Source organism: Paenibacillus sp. VMFN-D1, from assembly GCF_003386155.1.
Lineage (GTDB): Bacteria > Bacillota > Bacilli > Paenibacillales > Paenibacillaceae > Paenibacillus_AQ > Paenibacillus_AQ favisporus.
This window is the reverse complement of sequence record NZ_QRDU01000003.1, coordinates 97,406-110,940: the sequence shown is the minus strand read 5'-3', so window position 1 is coordinate 110,940 and position 13,535 is coordinate 97,406. Positions and strand designations below refer to the sequence as shown.

20 protein-coding genes are annotated in these 13,535 nt (G+C 51.7%); all 20 read left to right on the top strand.

The window, feature by feature from the left end; genetic code table 11:
• The first annotated feature begins 13 nt into the window (after nt 1–13).
• The 20 genes from C7820_RS21480 (at nt 14) to C7820_RS21390 (ending at nt 13,492) form a co-directional block, all read left to right on the top strand.
• Nucleotides 14–898, top strand: coding sequence for a capsid protein (locus C7820_RS21480; RefSeq protein ID WP_116232783.1), 885 nt, complete (start codon nt 14–16; stop codon nt 896–898).
• The gene (locus C7820_RS33520) at nt 898–1,221 is read left to right on the top strand and encodes a hypothetical protein (RefSeq protein WP_181909148.1); all 324 of its coding nucleotides are present in this window, start codon (nt 898–900) and stop codon (nt 1,219–1,221) included. Before C7820_RS21480 ends, C7820_RS33520 begins: the two co-directional genes overlap by 1 nt.
• Nucleotides 1,222–1,232: 11 nt before the next feature.
• Complete coding sequence (locus tag C7820_RS21470; protein WP_116232782.1) at nt 1,233–1,598, top strand: head-tail connector protein; 366 nt, start codon at nt 1,233–1,235, stop codon at nt 1,596–1,598.
• On the top strand, nt 1,598–1,924 hold the full coding sequence (locus tag C7820_RS21465) for a hypothetical protein (protein ID WP_116232781.1): 327 nt from the start codon (nt 1,598–1,600) through the stop codon (nt 1,922–1,924). The genes C7820_RS21470 and C7820_RS21465 overlap by 1 nt, the downstream gene beginning before the upstream one ends.
• Before the next feature lie 19 nt (nt 1,925–1,943).
• Nucleotides 1,944–2,303 carry a minor capsid protein gene (locus C7820_RS21460; RefSeq protein WP_258875342.1) on the top strand — a complete coding sequence of 120 codons (360 nt, stop codon included), beginning with the start codon at nt 1,944–1,946 and terminating at the stop codon, nt 2,301–2,303.
• On the top strand, nt 2,300–2,689 hold the full coding sequence (locus C7820_RS21455; protein WP_258875341.1) for a minor capsid protein: 390 nt from the start codon (nt 2,300–2,302) through the stop codon (nt 2,687–2,689). The genes C7820_RS21460 and C7820_RS21455 overlap by 4 nt, the downstream gene beginning before the upstream one ends.
• 9 nt (nt 2,690–2,698) lie before the next feature.
• The gene (locus tag C7820_RS21450) at nt 2,699–3,172 is read left to right on the top strand and encodes a phage tail tube protein (protein ID WP_116232779.1); all 474 of its coding nucleotides are present in this window, start codon (nt 2,699–2,701) and stop codon (nt 3,170–3,172) included.
• 14 nt (nt 3,173–3,186) lie between these two features.
• On the top strand, nt 3,187–3,486 hold the full coding sequence (locus tag C7820_RS21445; RefSeq protein WP_116232778.1) for a hypothetical protein: 300 nt from the start codon (nt 3,187–3,189) through the stop codon (nt 3,484–3,486).
• Entirely contained in the window at nt 3,455–3,844 is a 390-nt protein-coding gene (locus C7820_RS21440) for a Gp15 family bacteriophage protein (RefSeq protein ID WP_116232777.1), read from the top strand. The genes C7820_RS21445 and C7820_RS21440 overlap by 32 nt, the downstream gene beginning before the upstream one ends.
• Nucleotides 3,834–6,407 carry a phage tail protein gene (locus C7820_RS21435; RefSeq protein WP_116232776.1) on the top strand — a complete coding sequence of 858 codons (2,574 nt, stop codon included), beginning with the start codon at nt 3,834–3,836 and terminating at the stop codon, nt 6,405–6,407. Before C7820_RS21440 ends, C7820_RS21435 begins: the two co-directional genes overlap by 11 nt.
• 13 nt (nt 6,408–6,420) lie before the next feature.
• Nucleotides 6,421–6,777 (top strand): DUF6711 family protein, encoded by a 357-nt coding sequence (locus C7820_RS21430; protein WP_116232775.1) that lies wholly within the window; start codon nt 6,421–6,423, stop codon nt 6,775–6,777.
• Nucleotides 6,778–6,781: 4 nt separating this feature from the next.
• Nucleotides 6,782–8,833, top strand: coding sequence for a bactofilin family protein (locus C7820_RS21425; RefSeq protein ID WP_116232774.1), 2,052 nt, complete (start codon nt 6,782–6,784; stop codon nt 8,831–8,833).
• 41 nt (nt 8,834–8,874) lie between these two features.
• Nucleotides 8,875–9,456 (top strand): stalk domain-containing protein, encoded by a 582-nt coding sequence (locus C7820_RS21420; protein ID WP_116232773.1) that lies wholly within the window; start codon nt 8,875–8,877, stop codon nt 9,454–9,456.
• Nucleotides 9,457–9,512: 56 nt separating this feature from the next.
• On the top strand, nt 9,513–9,731 hold the full coding sequence (locus tag C7820_RS21415; protein ID WP_116232772.1) for a hypothetical protein: 219 nt from the start codon (nt 9,513–9,515) through the stop codon (nt 9,729–9,731).
• A complete protein-coding gene (locus C7820_RS21410) occupies nt 9,685–11,601 on the top strand; it encodes a hypothetical protein (protein WP_116232771.1) in 1,917 nt (638 codons plus the stop codon). The genes C7820_RS21415 and C7820_RS21410 overlap by 47 nt, the downstream gene beginning before the upstream one ends.
• A gap of 21 nt (nt 11,602–11,622) precedes the next feature.
• Nucleotides 11,623–11,889, top strand: coding sequence for a hypothetical protein (locus C7820_RS21405; protein ID WP_116232770.1), 267 nt, complete (start codon nt 11,623–11,625; stop codon nt 11,887–11,889).
• Nucleotide 11,890: 1 nt separating this feature from the next.
• The gene (locus C7820_RS33515) at nt 11,891–12,037 is read left to right on the top strand and encodes a hypothetical protein (RefSeq protein WP_181909147.1); all 147 of its coding nucleotides are present in this window, start codon (nt 11,891–11,893) and stop codon (nt 12,035–12,037) included.
• Between the two features lie 70 nt (nt 12,038–12,107).
• Entirely contained in the window at nt 12,108–12,398 is a 291-nt protein-coding gene (locus C7820_RS21400; RefSeq protein WP_258875340.1) for a hemolysin XhlA family protein, read from the top strand.
• 22 nt (nt 12,399–12,420) lie between these two features.
• Complete coding sequence (locus C7820_RS21395; RefSeq protein ID WP_116232769.1) at nt 12,421–12,711, top strand: phage holin family protein; 291 nt, start codon at nt 12,421–12,423, stop codon at nt 12,709–12,711.
• Nucleotides 12,686–13,492 carry a DUF1906 domain-containing protein gene (locus C7820_RS21390; protein ID WP_116232768.1) on the top strand — a complete coding sequence of 269 codons (807 nt, stop codon included), beginning with the start codon at nt 12,686–12,688 and terminating at the stop codon, nt 13,490–13,492. Before C7820_RS21395 ends, C7820_RS21390 begins: the two co-directional genes overlap by 26 nt.
• The last annotated feature ends 43 nt before the right edge of the window (nt 13,493–13,535 follow it).

The window sequence follows — 13,535 nt, the reverse complement described above, 5'->3', positions numbered from 1 at the left end:
GAGCGATGTAAACATGCCTTATAACTACGTTGATAGTTTTCAAACGGTACTGCAGCAGAAGTACTCCAAGGAGCTGACTTCGGCGGGATTGACCACGCAGAATGCTATGTTCATGAACGCAAGAACCATCAAGATTCCGCGTCTGGACATTGGCGGATACAAAGACCACAACCGGGCCGGCGGATGGAATCGCCAAGCCATGAGCAACGACTTCGAACCAAAGGTCCTCACCTTTGATCGTGATGTTGAGTTTTACGTGGATGCGATGGATGTGGACGAGACCAATCAAATCCTCTCTGCGGCCAACACGACGAATGTCTTTGAAACGGAGCAGGCGATCCCGGAGCTGGATAAGTATCGCTACAGCAAACTGTATTCTGACTACACGGCGCTGGGCAAGACTCCGGATACCACGGCGCTGACTGCCTCGAACGTGCTGGAGGTATTCGACGAGCTGATGCTCAACATGGACGAAGCCGAGGTGCCGCTGGAGGGCCGGATCCTGTATACAACGCCTACCGTTAACAAGCTGCTGAAAGAAGCGGACAAGGTCAGCCGGAACGTAACGGTTACGGCTAACAATGGCGTGGTCGATCGGACCGTTTCCCGTTTGGACGATGTAATGCTGGTCAAGGTTCCATCCAGCCGGATGAAGACCGTTTATGACTTCACGAATGGTGCCGTGCCTGGTGTAGGCGCGAAGCAGATCAACATGATCCTGATCCATCCATCCGCCGTTATTGCTCCAATTAAGCACACGGCCATTTACCTGTGGGAACCGGGCTCGCACACTGGCGGCGACGGGTACCTGTACCAGAACCGCCGCTATACGGACCTGTTCCTGATCGAGCGGAAGGCTGACGGAATCCAAATTAACGTGGAAGGAAGTGGCGCATAATGCTGTACGCAGTGAAGGGCAATAAGCAGCTGAAGATCGACGAGGCTGAAAAGGAAACATACCTGAAGCTCGGGTATGATATCGCTCAGGTATCGGGGAATGAGCTCAAGACGGTGGAGACGTCCCCAAGCAAAACCGTATCCTGGAAAGATTACCAGGCCGTTGTTACCGAAAATGCGGATCTGAAGGAGCAGCTGGTGGCGGCGGGCTCCGGCACTCCGGAGACGCTGAAGAGCCTCCAGGAACAGGTGGACACCTTGACCAAGGAAAACAAGGCGCTGAAGGAAGCGAATAAGAAGCTGAAAGACGCAGCCAAGGAATAGGCGGTGATCATATGGCCTACGCGACGGCGGAGGATTACACCCGGTATGGGTCCGGGCTGATCCCTGCAGAGGAACTGCAGAAAGAGCTGGACCAGGCATCCGACCAAATCGACACATTGACCTATAACCGGATTGTGGCGTGGGGCTTTGACAAGCTCACTCTTTTTCAGCAGACAAATGTAAGGAAGGCTGTCTGCCAACAAGCCGACTTCGTCTTCCAGTATGGGGAGTACCTAGACTTTCCGCTCGCTGGCTATTCTGCCGGCAGCGTGTCGCTGTCTTTTAAGGCAGTGGAGGGTGCAGGAGGAGTCCGGACATCGGAGCTTGTCACGGGCATTCTGAGGGCCACGGGGCTGATGGATCGGAGGTTATGCTGATGCGGGGCAAGCTGCCGTTTCCCAAGTGGATCTTGAAGACGCAAGTTAAGGTATACCAAACCGATTTGAGCGAGGACGGCGAGCCTGTCGAGGAGATGATCTTCGATGGGCTCGCTTTTTATGATGAGACGGCTCGGCAGGTGTTGGATGCCGAGCGCCGGCTGGTACAGCTCTCTGGGAAGGTGATTATCCAGGGGGACATCCTACCGGACAAACTCATCCAGGGATACGTGATGATCAGCAGTGTAAAGCGGACTATCTTCCGATCGGCCCGCCCACGAAATCCAGACGGATCCGTATTTTCGACCGAATTGGAGCTGAGCTGATATGAAGGTGAAGGCAACCATGAATCACCGCGCACTCCGGCAGCTCTCAAATACGCAGATCAGAGCGCTAGTAATGACAGCCGATGCCGTGAAGACGGAAGTCATGAATGCGGCCGTCGTTCCGAAACAGACCGGGGAGCTGGAGCGCAGCGGGCATATAGACGACTCACTGGTCCAAAAGGGTCGGGTCAAGCTCGTGTACGATACCCCTTATGCCCGCAGACTTTACTGGCATCCGGAATATTCCTTTCGCCAGGACAAGAATGCCAATGCCCGCGGGCGCTGGCTGGATGACTGGATCACCGGCAGTAACAGTACCTTTGCCAAAAAGGCGTTCCAGGAGCTCTACCGCCGGCTGAACAGGGGGACGATCCAATGATGACGCTGGCTAATATCCGTGACTGGCTCAAAACCCAGGTGCAGTGCCCGCAGTGGTACATCGGGAAAATCGACGGCAGTAAGGAGCAGTGTATTGGAGTTTATAACCTGCAGGCGGGCGCACCGAATATTGCGATCGGCGGTCTGGAGAATACGAGCTATGCAAGTAAGGCCATCACGATCCTGATCCATTGGGGCAAGAACGCCAATGTGGCCGAGCAGAAAGCCCATGAGGTCTATACGGCGTTGTTTGGCCAGGCTGGGGAGATTGCCGGGCACCGGGTGATTTCGTTCGATATGCGGACGGCTGAGCCTGTCAGCGTTGGCACGGACGACGAGGGGATTTATGAATACGTGATCGATACAACGATCTATTACGAAAGGTAGGGAAAATACATGCTGAAACTGGACCTGCAGACATTTGCTGAGACCGGTGTATTTCCGGTTCACAACAACGTTTTTAAGATCGGCATTAAAGGCCGGTCTTCAGCTGCGGAGGACATGGTCACAGTCAAGGACCTGGAGACCTTTAGCCCGTCCATTGATGGCAACACGGAAGAGTGGACCCCGATGGATCAAGGAGGCTGGGTGCGCCGGGCCGTGACCGGGAAAGGGCTGACCTTCAGCTTTTCTGGAAAGCGGAATTATGGCGACCCGGGCAACGATTATATCGCCGGTCTCCTGATCGGTACAGGCCAAGAGGTGGAAACCAAGTTCGAGTGGACCATGCCGAGCGGCGCCAAGCTCACCATGGATTGCGTCATTAACCTGACGCAGCCGGCCGGGGGCGATTCGACCAACATTGACGGTCTGGAATTTGAATTACTATCTGACGGCAAGCCGACCTTTACGGCGGCGTCCGGATCCTAAGGAGGCATTACTTTATGGCGACTATCAATATTACGGATAAATTCAGCAAGGATAAGCCATCGATTCAGATCGGTGAAAAGAAGTACCCGGTCAATAACTCGGTAGAGGCTGTAATGAAATTCGAGGAGATGGCCGGCGACGGAAGCATCAAGGCATTGCTGTCATCCATAGAGGAAATCTTGGGGAAAGAGGCATTTGCTGAGATCGGTGTTATGAAGTTGCCGGTATCCGATGTGAAAGTGCTGATGCTCGGTGTCATGGCGGCCATGCAAGACCTGCCGTATGAGGAAGCCGCTGCCCGATTTCAACAATAACAAAGCCCCTGATAACTGGTATGACCTTCGCGAGGATTGGCCTTTGATTGAGGCCAGTCTGGCGAAGCAGTACGGTATCCGAATCCGTTCCCACGCAGATATGCCGTGGAGCGAGTTTTGCACCCTGGTGGCCGGCTTTATGCCGGACACACCTCTGGGTAGCATCGTGGCTATCCGTAGCGAGAAGGATGCGAAGATTCGTAAGTCGTTCACGGGCGACCAACGGCGCATTTACAACGAATGGCGCCTTCGCCGCGCCGAGCGCAAGCTAGAAGATCCCGCAAAGCTGGATAAGGAAATGAGGACGCTGGAGGCCGCGCTGGCCCGGATGTTTGGAGGTGGGGCAGATGTCGGATAGCGTTGGCCGCATTGACCTTGATCTAGGGCTCAATTACGGCGCGTTTAACTCGGAGCTGAATGGCATTGCGAATAAGGCAACTGGCGCTGTCGGCGGGGCATTCAAGCAGCTTGGCGGCATTATTGCTGCAGCCTTTGCTGTAAAGGGGATTGTTGACTTCGGACGTGAAGCGATCAACCTGGCATCCGATCTGCAGGAAGTCCAAAACGTCGTTGACGTGACGTTTGGCAGCATGGCAGCCGATATCAATAGCTGGTCAAAATCGACGCTGCAGAGCTTTGGCCTATCCGAGCTCTCAGCCAAGAGGTATTCGTCGACATTGGGCGCGATGATGAAAAGCTCCGGCCTTGCCGGCGTCCAGATGGAGCAGATGTCCAAGAAGCTGACCGAGCTATCCGCGGACATGGCATCTTTCTACAACCTGAGCAACGACGAGGCGTTCGAGAAGATTCGTTCGGGTCTCGCCGGCGAAGTCGATCCGCTGCAGCAGCTCGGGATCAACCTTTCAGTTGCGAATCTGGAGGCATACGCCCTTTCCCAGGGCATCACGAAAAGCTGGGAATCCATGAACCAGGCAGAGCAAACCCTTTTGCGTTATAACTACCTGTTATCCGTCTCCAAAGACGCGCAGGGGGACTTTGCAAGAACCAGCGGCAGCTGGGCCAACCAAACCCGTCTACTCACGGAGCAATGGAGAATCTTCCAGGGCACCATGGGGGCGGGTTTTATTAATATTCTGGCGCCTGTCGTCAAATGGCTGAACTTTCTGATCGGCAAGCTGCAGGTCGCGGCGGAGTACTTCAAAGCGTTCACGGAAATGATCTTCGGAAATGCTGCAGCCACTGCGTCGGCAGCCCAGACGTCGACCGCTGCGGCATCAGCTGCAACCGACTCCATCGGGGGCATGGGCCAAGCGACGGATGGGGCGAAGAAGGCGACGGAAGGCATGGGCAAAGCGGCCAAGAAGGCCGGCAAGGATGTGAAGGGCAGCCTGGCTGGGTTTGACCAGCTGAATACGCTGAGCCAGTCCACGGCGGCCGCGCTGGACGATGCTGCTGATAAGTTGGGAGGAGCTGGCGGTATCGGCGGTATGGATCTCGGATCCATGCCCACCGGAAACATTGATCTCGGCTTCGATGACACCAAGCTGAACGCCTTCAAGCAGTCACTAGCCGGCATTAAGGACATGGCCAACGCCGTATGGGAGTCGCTAAAGACGACCTTCGGCCCGTCGATCCAGACGGCAATCAACGAACTGACGCCAGTTCTTGGCCGCTGGAAGGAGCAATTCAAGACAATGTTCTCGGACATCATGTCCTTGGGCGCTCCTTTGGCCAATTGGGTCCAAACCGGGCTGGTGCCATTATGGCAGGCCGGCATTGTGACGGCTGGGCATGTTCTAGCCGGCCTCCTGGATATTGTGCTGCAGGTGGTGGCCAGCATCTGGGACGCTGCGTTCCCGATCCTGAAGAAGTTTGTCACGGACGGCTTACCGCGGCTGACAGATTTTCTGCTCGGGGTTGACGAAATCTTTAACAAAATGTTCGACCTGGTCAAACACATCTTTGATGATATGTGGTCCGGGGTCGTTGATCCGGCGATGAAGCTGATCTCCAAAGTCATCCTGGACACGCTCGATATCATCTTCAAGTGGTGGGATGATTGGGGCCATAAGATCCTGGATGGCATCAAAGCCAACCTGGACGGCATCAAGAAACTATGGGACGCCCTGTGGACCGGTTTCCTGCAGCCGTTCGTGAATAACATGCTGGACACACTGACCTGGCTTTGGGATAAGCATCTGAAGGGCTTGGTCGAGGAGGTCGGGACGTTCATCGGGAAGCTGATCACAGCAGCCCAGGACATCAACAACAAATTTATTATGCCGATCACTACCTGGCTGGTTGAAAAGCTCGGGCCAACGTTCTCGGATATCTTCACCCTGATCGGTGAGGTGATTGGCACAGCCCTGGGCGTAATTGCTGATGTGGCCAAGGGTATCATCAAGGCCTTGGGTGGGATCGTGGACTTTATCGCTGGAACCTTCACCGGGGACTGGAAGAAAGCCTGGAACGGCGTTAAGACCTTCTTCGAAGGCATCGGCGACGCGTTGGTCGGCATTTTCAAAGGCGCGGTGAACCTGATCATTGACGCCTTGAATTTCATGATCAGATCGCTGAACCGAGTCAAAGTGGATGTGCCGGACTGGGTCAAGAGTATTCCAGGTGTTCCGGATGGGATCGGTTCAGTGGGCTTCAGCATTCCGACCATTCCGAAGCTGGCCAAGGGAGGTCTGGCCTATGGCCCGACGCTGGCCGTGGTCGGCGATAACCGGGGAGCTGCGGCGGATCCGGAAGTCATATCGCCGTTGTCCAAGTTGGAGGGACTGCTGGGAGGCAGTAACCAGGCCGTGGTCGACATGCTCTTATTGATCCTGGACGCCCTTCGGAATCAGGACAACAAAGCCGTGCTGCAGATCGGGGAAACCGAATTCGGCCGGATGGTCATTAAAGCAATCAACAGCGCTCAGCGGCAGGCCGGGCGCACATTATTAGAAGTATAGGAGGTGGAGCTGGATGCTGAAGATTAACGGGCAGGATATCGCCGTCTATCCGTCTCAGTTCTCGGTGACTACGCTGGACTTGGACGACGGTGAATCCTCCGTCCGAACGTCGGACGGAACGCTTAACCGGGACCGAATCACCGTCAAGCGACAGGTCGATATGACATGGGGAGTACTGAGATGGTCCCAGATCTCCGCCATTCTGCAGGCTATGGATGGCGTTTTCTTTGACTTCACCTATCCGGATCCCATGACAGGCCAACACGAGACCAAGTCGTTCTACGTCGGAAACCGGCCGGCGCCGTTCGCAGTACAGAATGGCAATGAGATCCTATGGAATGGCCTGAAGGTCACTCTGACGGAGAAGTGATGTTATGTATCCAATATCACCACTATTTGCGGATTACCTGAAACGTCACGACAGGGAGTTCCTGATCAAGGCCATCATCAATGGCGAGGAGTACAGCAACGCTGTAATCGTGGAGCATTCGATTGAGAACAGCCTGTCCCTCTCGCAAGGGTTTGAAATCGGGAATGCGATCCCTTCGAAGCTGACCATCAAGCTCAGGCTGAAGAATGAGCTTCCCTCTAACGCCCGCATTATGCCATACATCTCTCTTTCAACGAGCGGGCTCACATGGGACAATGCGGCTTATCCTTGGCAGGAGATGACGATTCCTTGGACCGGAGGCGGGACGGAGTGGATGCCGCTCGGGGAGTTCTTTGTGGACTCCCGCGAAAAGGTCAATGATGTATGGGTCTATACCTGCTATGACAAGCTGGTTACGGCCGACGTGGCGTATATATCCCAGCTCACCTACCCGGCGACGATGAAAGCGGTTTGGGACGAGATCTGCGCGCGGCTGGGCTTCTCGTATGACAGCAGCGTGCAGATCAATTCGTCCTATAAGATTCAGGCGGGCCCGGTCGGGTTCACCTGCAGACAGATGATGGGTTATATCGCCGGTGCCAACAGTGCGAGCGTATTTGTAGGCAAGGACGGAAAAATCAAATTCAAGCGTTACGTGGCCGGGGCGCCGGCTGTCTTTGAAATGACCTCTTCCGATTACATTCGCGTCAAGCAAACCAATCCAGTGAAGTCCTTCACGCGGATCGAGGTCACCTATGACACAGAAGACGGTCTAACCTATACCGCCGGTACCGGTGATGATAACCATACCCTGAAGTATGAAAATCCGTTTATGACCCAGACGATGGTGAATAACCTGCAGGCTACCTTGAACGGGTTTTCCTATTTGCCTATGACCATGGAGGCCCGGGGATTTCCACAGCTGGAGCACGGTGATGTGATCAGCTTTGCAAAATACGAGGGGAATTCCTGGCTGGACGCGACGATCCCCTGGGATAGCGCAAATATCCCTTGGAGCGGGATTGTCCAGTATCAGACCTTGATCCTCCATCAGGTACTGAGTTTCAAAGGTGGCTTGAAGCTGACGATCGAGGCGCCGAGCATTTCCGAGCAGCAAAGCGAATTTGCGATCGATGGCAGCCTGACTTCACAGGTGAATAATCTGAATAAGAATGCCGTCAAGGAAGGCAAGGCGTATTACGGGGCAACCATCACCCGATCGGCCGGCCTCACCATCGAGCGCGAGGATCACTTGAGCAAGGCGGTTTTTAATTCTGATGAGCTCAGCTTCTATGCCGGGGGGAATAAGGCTCTATGGTTCGACTTGCCGAATCGCAAGTTCAAGTTTGCCGGCGATCTGGAGGCTGTCGGCGGGACCTTTACCGGGACCCTAAATGGAGTGGATGGGATTTTCACTGGAGACCTCTCCGCGGTAGGTGGCACCTTCACGGGTACGCTGCAGGGGGTGGACGGGACGTTTACCGGTACGCTGCAGGCGGGCAAGGTGGTCGGCGGGGATATTACTGGGACAACGATAAATGGATCAACGATTATCGGCTCAGTGCTGAAAACAGCGCAGTCCGGCCGACGGATTGAGATCGATTCGACGAGTGGTTTCCGGACATTTGACTCGAGTAATAACAACCGGATCCGGATCACTACGGCCAATGATAACGGCGTATCCGCTATATCTTTCTATGGGACAGGAGGGGGCTTCGCGGGAGAAATTAACTCCTATCAATCGCAAAACCAACTGAATATTATTTCGGATTCCATTCTCATAGGCTCAAATAGCAATGCTAACCCTATCTACATGAATGGAGCGACAAGATTCAATGGTTTAGTAACAATCAATTCTGGAATAAGCGGAATAACCGTAGATAATATTAGTGGACTTTCTTCACAACTATTTAGTTTACAATCTCAGATCAATACATTGTCACAGGCGTTTTATAGCCATACGCATAATGTCAATATCGGCACGCACAATCATGGCAACCCACAAAACCAAAACTGGCCGGCGAATGGCGGTAACTTCACAACTTCAACCCCGTAATGTTATCATGAGGATAATTTTGACAACGGAGGTGAGAAGTTATGAAGAAATGGACTTATTTGCTTAGTGGGGTCGTTATCGGTGCAATTATCGCTACTTCCAGCAGTGCTTTTGCAGCCCAGGTTAAAAGCCTGGTAGGTAAAAAGGTCACTGGTGAATATACGGTTGTTGTAGACGGCAAAACGTTAAGCGATAAAGGCGCGGTAATCGATAGCAAAGCAAATGCTCCTGTTCGCGCCTTGTCGGAAGCGTTAGGAGCTGATGTACAAGTGTCTGGTAAGACAATTTCGATTACATCTACTGAGCCAGGGGTTACTACCCCGGATTCAAGCAGCGGAAGCAGCACTGGCAGCCCTACTAATACTACTCAGAACAAATATATGGGTGGTACGAAAGAGAGCTTATTGAACTCGAAAGAGAGCTATCAGAAAAACATTCTGGAACCAGCAAAGGATAGCTTAAAACGGCAAGAAAATTTGCTCTCTCTTGCAACGGCTGCTCAAGATGACAAGGCAATAGCGAATATTCAGGCAGAAATTGCTCGCCTGAATGCCGACATCGAGAAATACACTAAGGAAGTACAGCTGATCGACGAAGCACTCGCTGCAATAGAAAATAAGTAATCTGAACAGGTCTCGCCAACAGGCGGGGCCTTTTATTATGCAAAGGAGGGGCTGCCGTGAAAGTACGGAAGATCCTGGAGCTCTCGGTTGACCTGTCGGATCCGGTTCGAGAAACGCAGTTAGCGATCCGCGCTGTCTTGGCTACGCTGCAGACGCAGGAAGAGCAGGTCTTCATGCTTCGGAAGATCAAGGAAGATATTGAAATTGCATTGAAAGGAGCTGATACCCATGAGCAACCGGTACCTGACACTGGACGGGTCCAAGAAGATCAGTGACACATATACACTGATTCCGGCGGGCTTTGACAAGGTCCAGCAGGATGTGGATACCAACAAGACCACGGCGGATAATCACATCGCAAATGCCGATATCCACGTAACGGCTGCCAAAAAGGCCGAATGGGACAGCAAGGCTCCGGGGAGCACACAAACCGAGCTGGACGAGCACGTTGAGAATGCGGACATCCATGTCACCGCCGTACAGAAAGAAGAGTGGGACAGCAAGGCTGCCGGAACGCTGCAGGGGGAAGTTGACGAACATATCGCGGATACGGTCGCTCACCTCACACAGCAGGAGCACGAAAAGCTCACCGGGATCGAGGAAGGAGCACAGAAGAATCAGAACGCCTTCGTCAAGGTGAATGATATCAATGCTTCTACCACCACGGACCAGTTCTTTATTGTTGGCGGCATCGGAATCACAATAACAACTGATCCCGTCACCAAGAAAGTTACGGTCACGGCCACAGGGGAAGCAACGCCAGGGCCACACGGAAGTTCGCATGATTCCGACGGATCCGACCCTATTCCAGATTTGGTTGAACTTCAGGGCGTTGTAGCGGATCAGGCTGCCGATATTCAAGCAGCATCTGACACTGCTGGGCAGGCTCTGACAACGGCGCAGACAGCACAAGAAACAGCAGATGCAGCACAAGCAACGGCAGATGCAGCGGAAACGCCGGAAGGCGCACAAGAAAAGGCGGATATTGCTCAGCAAAATGCAATTACAATAAGTGAAAAATATTCTGATGATAATTTTTACAGTAAAGACGCATTTAGATATCCAAATTTTGTTCCGAATTCGGAAGCTCTATTTGGATTTACGAATTGGAGGAAAGTACAAGAATTTGGTTCAGGGTGGCAGATAGGAAATACTAATATAGGTAGTTATTTCACGGTTGCTGGAGAAGTTCCCACAGGACAATATCCTATATTAGATAGTGAACCTATATTTGTTGGTGATGGTCCTAAAACATTATCTGCTGATTTCTTTTCTGGTGGAGTGGTTTCTGGAACAGTATCAATAGAAATTAGATATGCTTCATCACCTTATGATTTGATCGCATTTTTAAATGCTGATCCTAATTCGGATTGGCATAGAAAGAGTGTTACATTCAATGTTCCTTCTGGAACTCCATCTATACTTGTAAGATTAGCATGTACAGGAATTCCAGCTTCTGGAACTGCTGCTTATACAAGAATTAAAATTAATTCTGGAAGTATTGAAATGCCTTATTCCAATGAAATTGACAATCAATTGCTTTTTCAATCTGTCAGTAATGGGAAAAATGCTATCGCTTCCGCCATTACTGGCAAAGGTGTCCCGGCTTCAGGGAGCGATATATTCCCGGTTTTAGCGGATAAGATTAAGCAGATACCAACCGGAGCAACGATTAATGTTCAAAGAGGATACGCATTAATACCGGCGGGATCACTATTCGTACAACCAACAATAAATGCGGTGAATGTGAATAACTCAATCGTTAATATTGGATTCGTTACGGGAAATACCATGAACTCTGAAACATACGTTAAAGCTGCACTCACTAACCCAACAACATTATATTTAGATAGAGCAGCAAGCTCATCTCCGTATGGTGTAGATGTTTATTGGGAGGTAATAGAATTTGTAGGAGCAAAAAGTGTGCAATCTGGTACCGGAATTTTCACCACAGACAGAGCAACTATAACATTTTCGGCAGTAAATCCAGCAAAATCTACGTTTTACTATTCTTATAGAATATCAGCTGCAACCACCACGATTTATGGACGCGGAGGAATAATACAAAATCCTACGAGTGCTACGCTTCGCACTGCTTATCCGCTTTCAAGTACGATTACATGGTATGTAGTCGAATACCAATAATATTTTTAGAGAGGTGATAATGTGGTTATTTTAGCAGAATTGAATGAAAATAACGTTTGCGTCGGTGTTAAAATGGTTGGAGAAATGATAGATGACGGAAAGCATGTAGAAATTGACAAGATGGATTTTGAGCTTTATTCATATCGCAAATACGAGAATGGGGAATGGTCAGAGGAAAAATTTCTTCCTGACTATGCACAGATCGAACTAGATCGAATGGAAAAAATAGAAAAGTCCCAAGCTGATCAGGACGAGCTTATCATGCAAATCATGTTGGGAGGCGCGTAAAATGAGCAATGCAGTTTATAACCTTTTCCTTCGTAACTGGGTAAACAACCGGGCTACCGTTGAGCAGATCGATCTTGCAGTTCAGAAACAGCTGATCACCGAGGAAGAAGCTCAGACAATTATGGAAACACCAAAAAACTCACAGTAGAGAGGAACAGAGTAAGCGCCGCAAGGCGTATTTTTTATGCCTAAAAAGAGATATCGAAGGGGGAAAAGCCGTGCCAGAAGAAAGGGTGATTGACGTGGAGGAAACAACCAAAGCGTTGGTGGAGATTCAAATCCAACTAGCGCGCATTGAAAAGACCTTGGAGCAGGTGCCGACGCTGACGGCTACGACTGAGGCAGCCAAGGAGCTCTCTCGGGAAGCCATGCAATCGGTCAAGTCGGCACACCACCGCTTGGACCGGATTGAGGATGGCCAGAAGTGGTTGTGGCGGACGGTAGGCGGGGCGGCGATCACGATTGTCATGGCCGCGATCGTGACTGCAATTAAGCTCACAGGACAATAAAAAACAGGAAGGTTGATGAAAAATGGATTGGAATATGATTTGGCAGTTGATTGATCCGAAGCTGATCGGCGTGGTGGCTGCTTGCTGGATTGTTGGGATTATGCTGAAGCGGACGCCAGTAGTACCAGATTGGGGCATTGTTTATATCGTCGTTATAGTTGCAGTTCTTCTGTCCGGATTATCGCTTGGTTGGAGCGCGGAGTCCATTGTCCAGGGCTTGTTGGCCGGCGCCTTTGCTGTGTTCGGCCACCAGGTTGTGAAGCAGGCCCAGATCGGAGCTGATAAAGATGCAGATCAAAGCAAAGGGAATTGACTGCTCTACTCGAGTGACAGCTGCCGCCGCCAAGAAGTTTAAGGCTGACGGGGTAAGCTTCATCGGCCGCTACGTCACACCAAACAGCTGGAAGTCGATGTGCAAGGAAGAGGCGGACACGATTATCGCTGCCGGCCTGCAAATCCTCCCCGTGTTCGAGAGAACGGCGGACCGGACGAAGGGCGGGGCAGCGAACGGGGCGGAGGACGGTAGACGGGCTTATGCCCATGTTCGATCAATAGGCCAGCCGATTGGTACGGCCATTTATTTCGCTGTCGACTATGACGCGCCGGCGAGCCAGCACGATAACATTGAAGCGTATCTCCGAGCAGCTGCCAAAGAGATCCCGGGTTACAAAATCGGGGTGTACGGCTCTTTCTCGGTCATCGAGGCCATGGCGATCCGGGGAGCTGCAGCGTACTTTTGGCAGACGTTGGCCTGGAGCCGCGGCCTACTATCGGCCAAAGCGAATATCTTCCAGAAACAAATTGACGTTATGGCCAACGGGATTAAGGTTGACTGGAATGACCAATATAGTGATGCGGGACTGTGGGGTGCTGCTCCGCAGCTGCCGGCCAAGGAGGAAGTCAAAGTGCCAAGAGATATTACCAAGGTGAGCGAGTGGGCGGTAAAAGATTGGGAGGAAATGACCAAGAATGGGTATGTTGACGGGACTCGACCAGGAGCAACAGTTACTCGTGAAGAAGTCTGCGTCATAATAAATAGACTAAGAAAAAATCTATTACTACTAATCTCCGAGCATAATAAGATCTGCGATTAATCTGGATAAACAAAATATAGGGAATTTAAAAAAAGATGAGCCG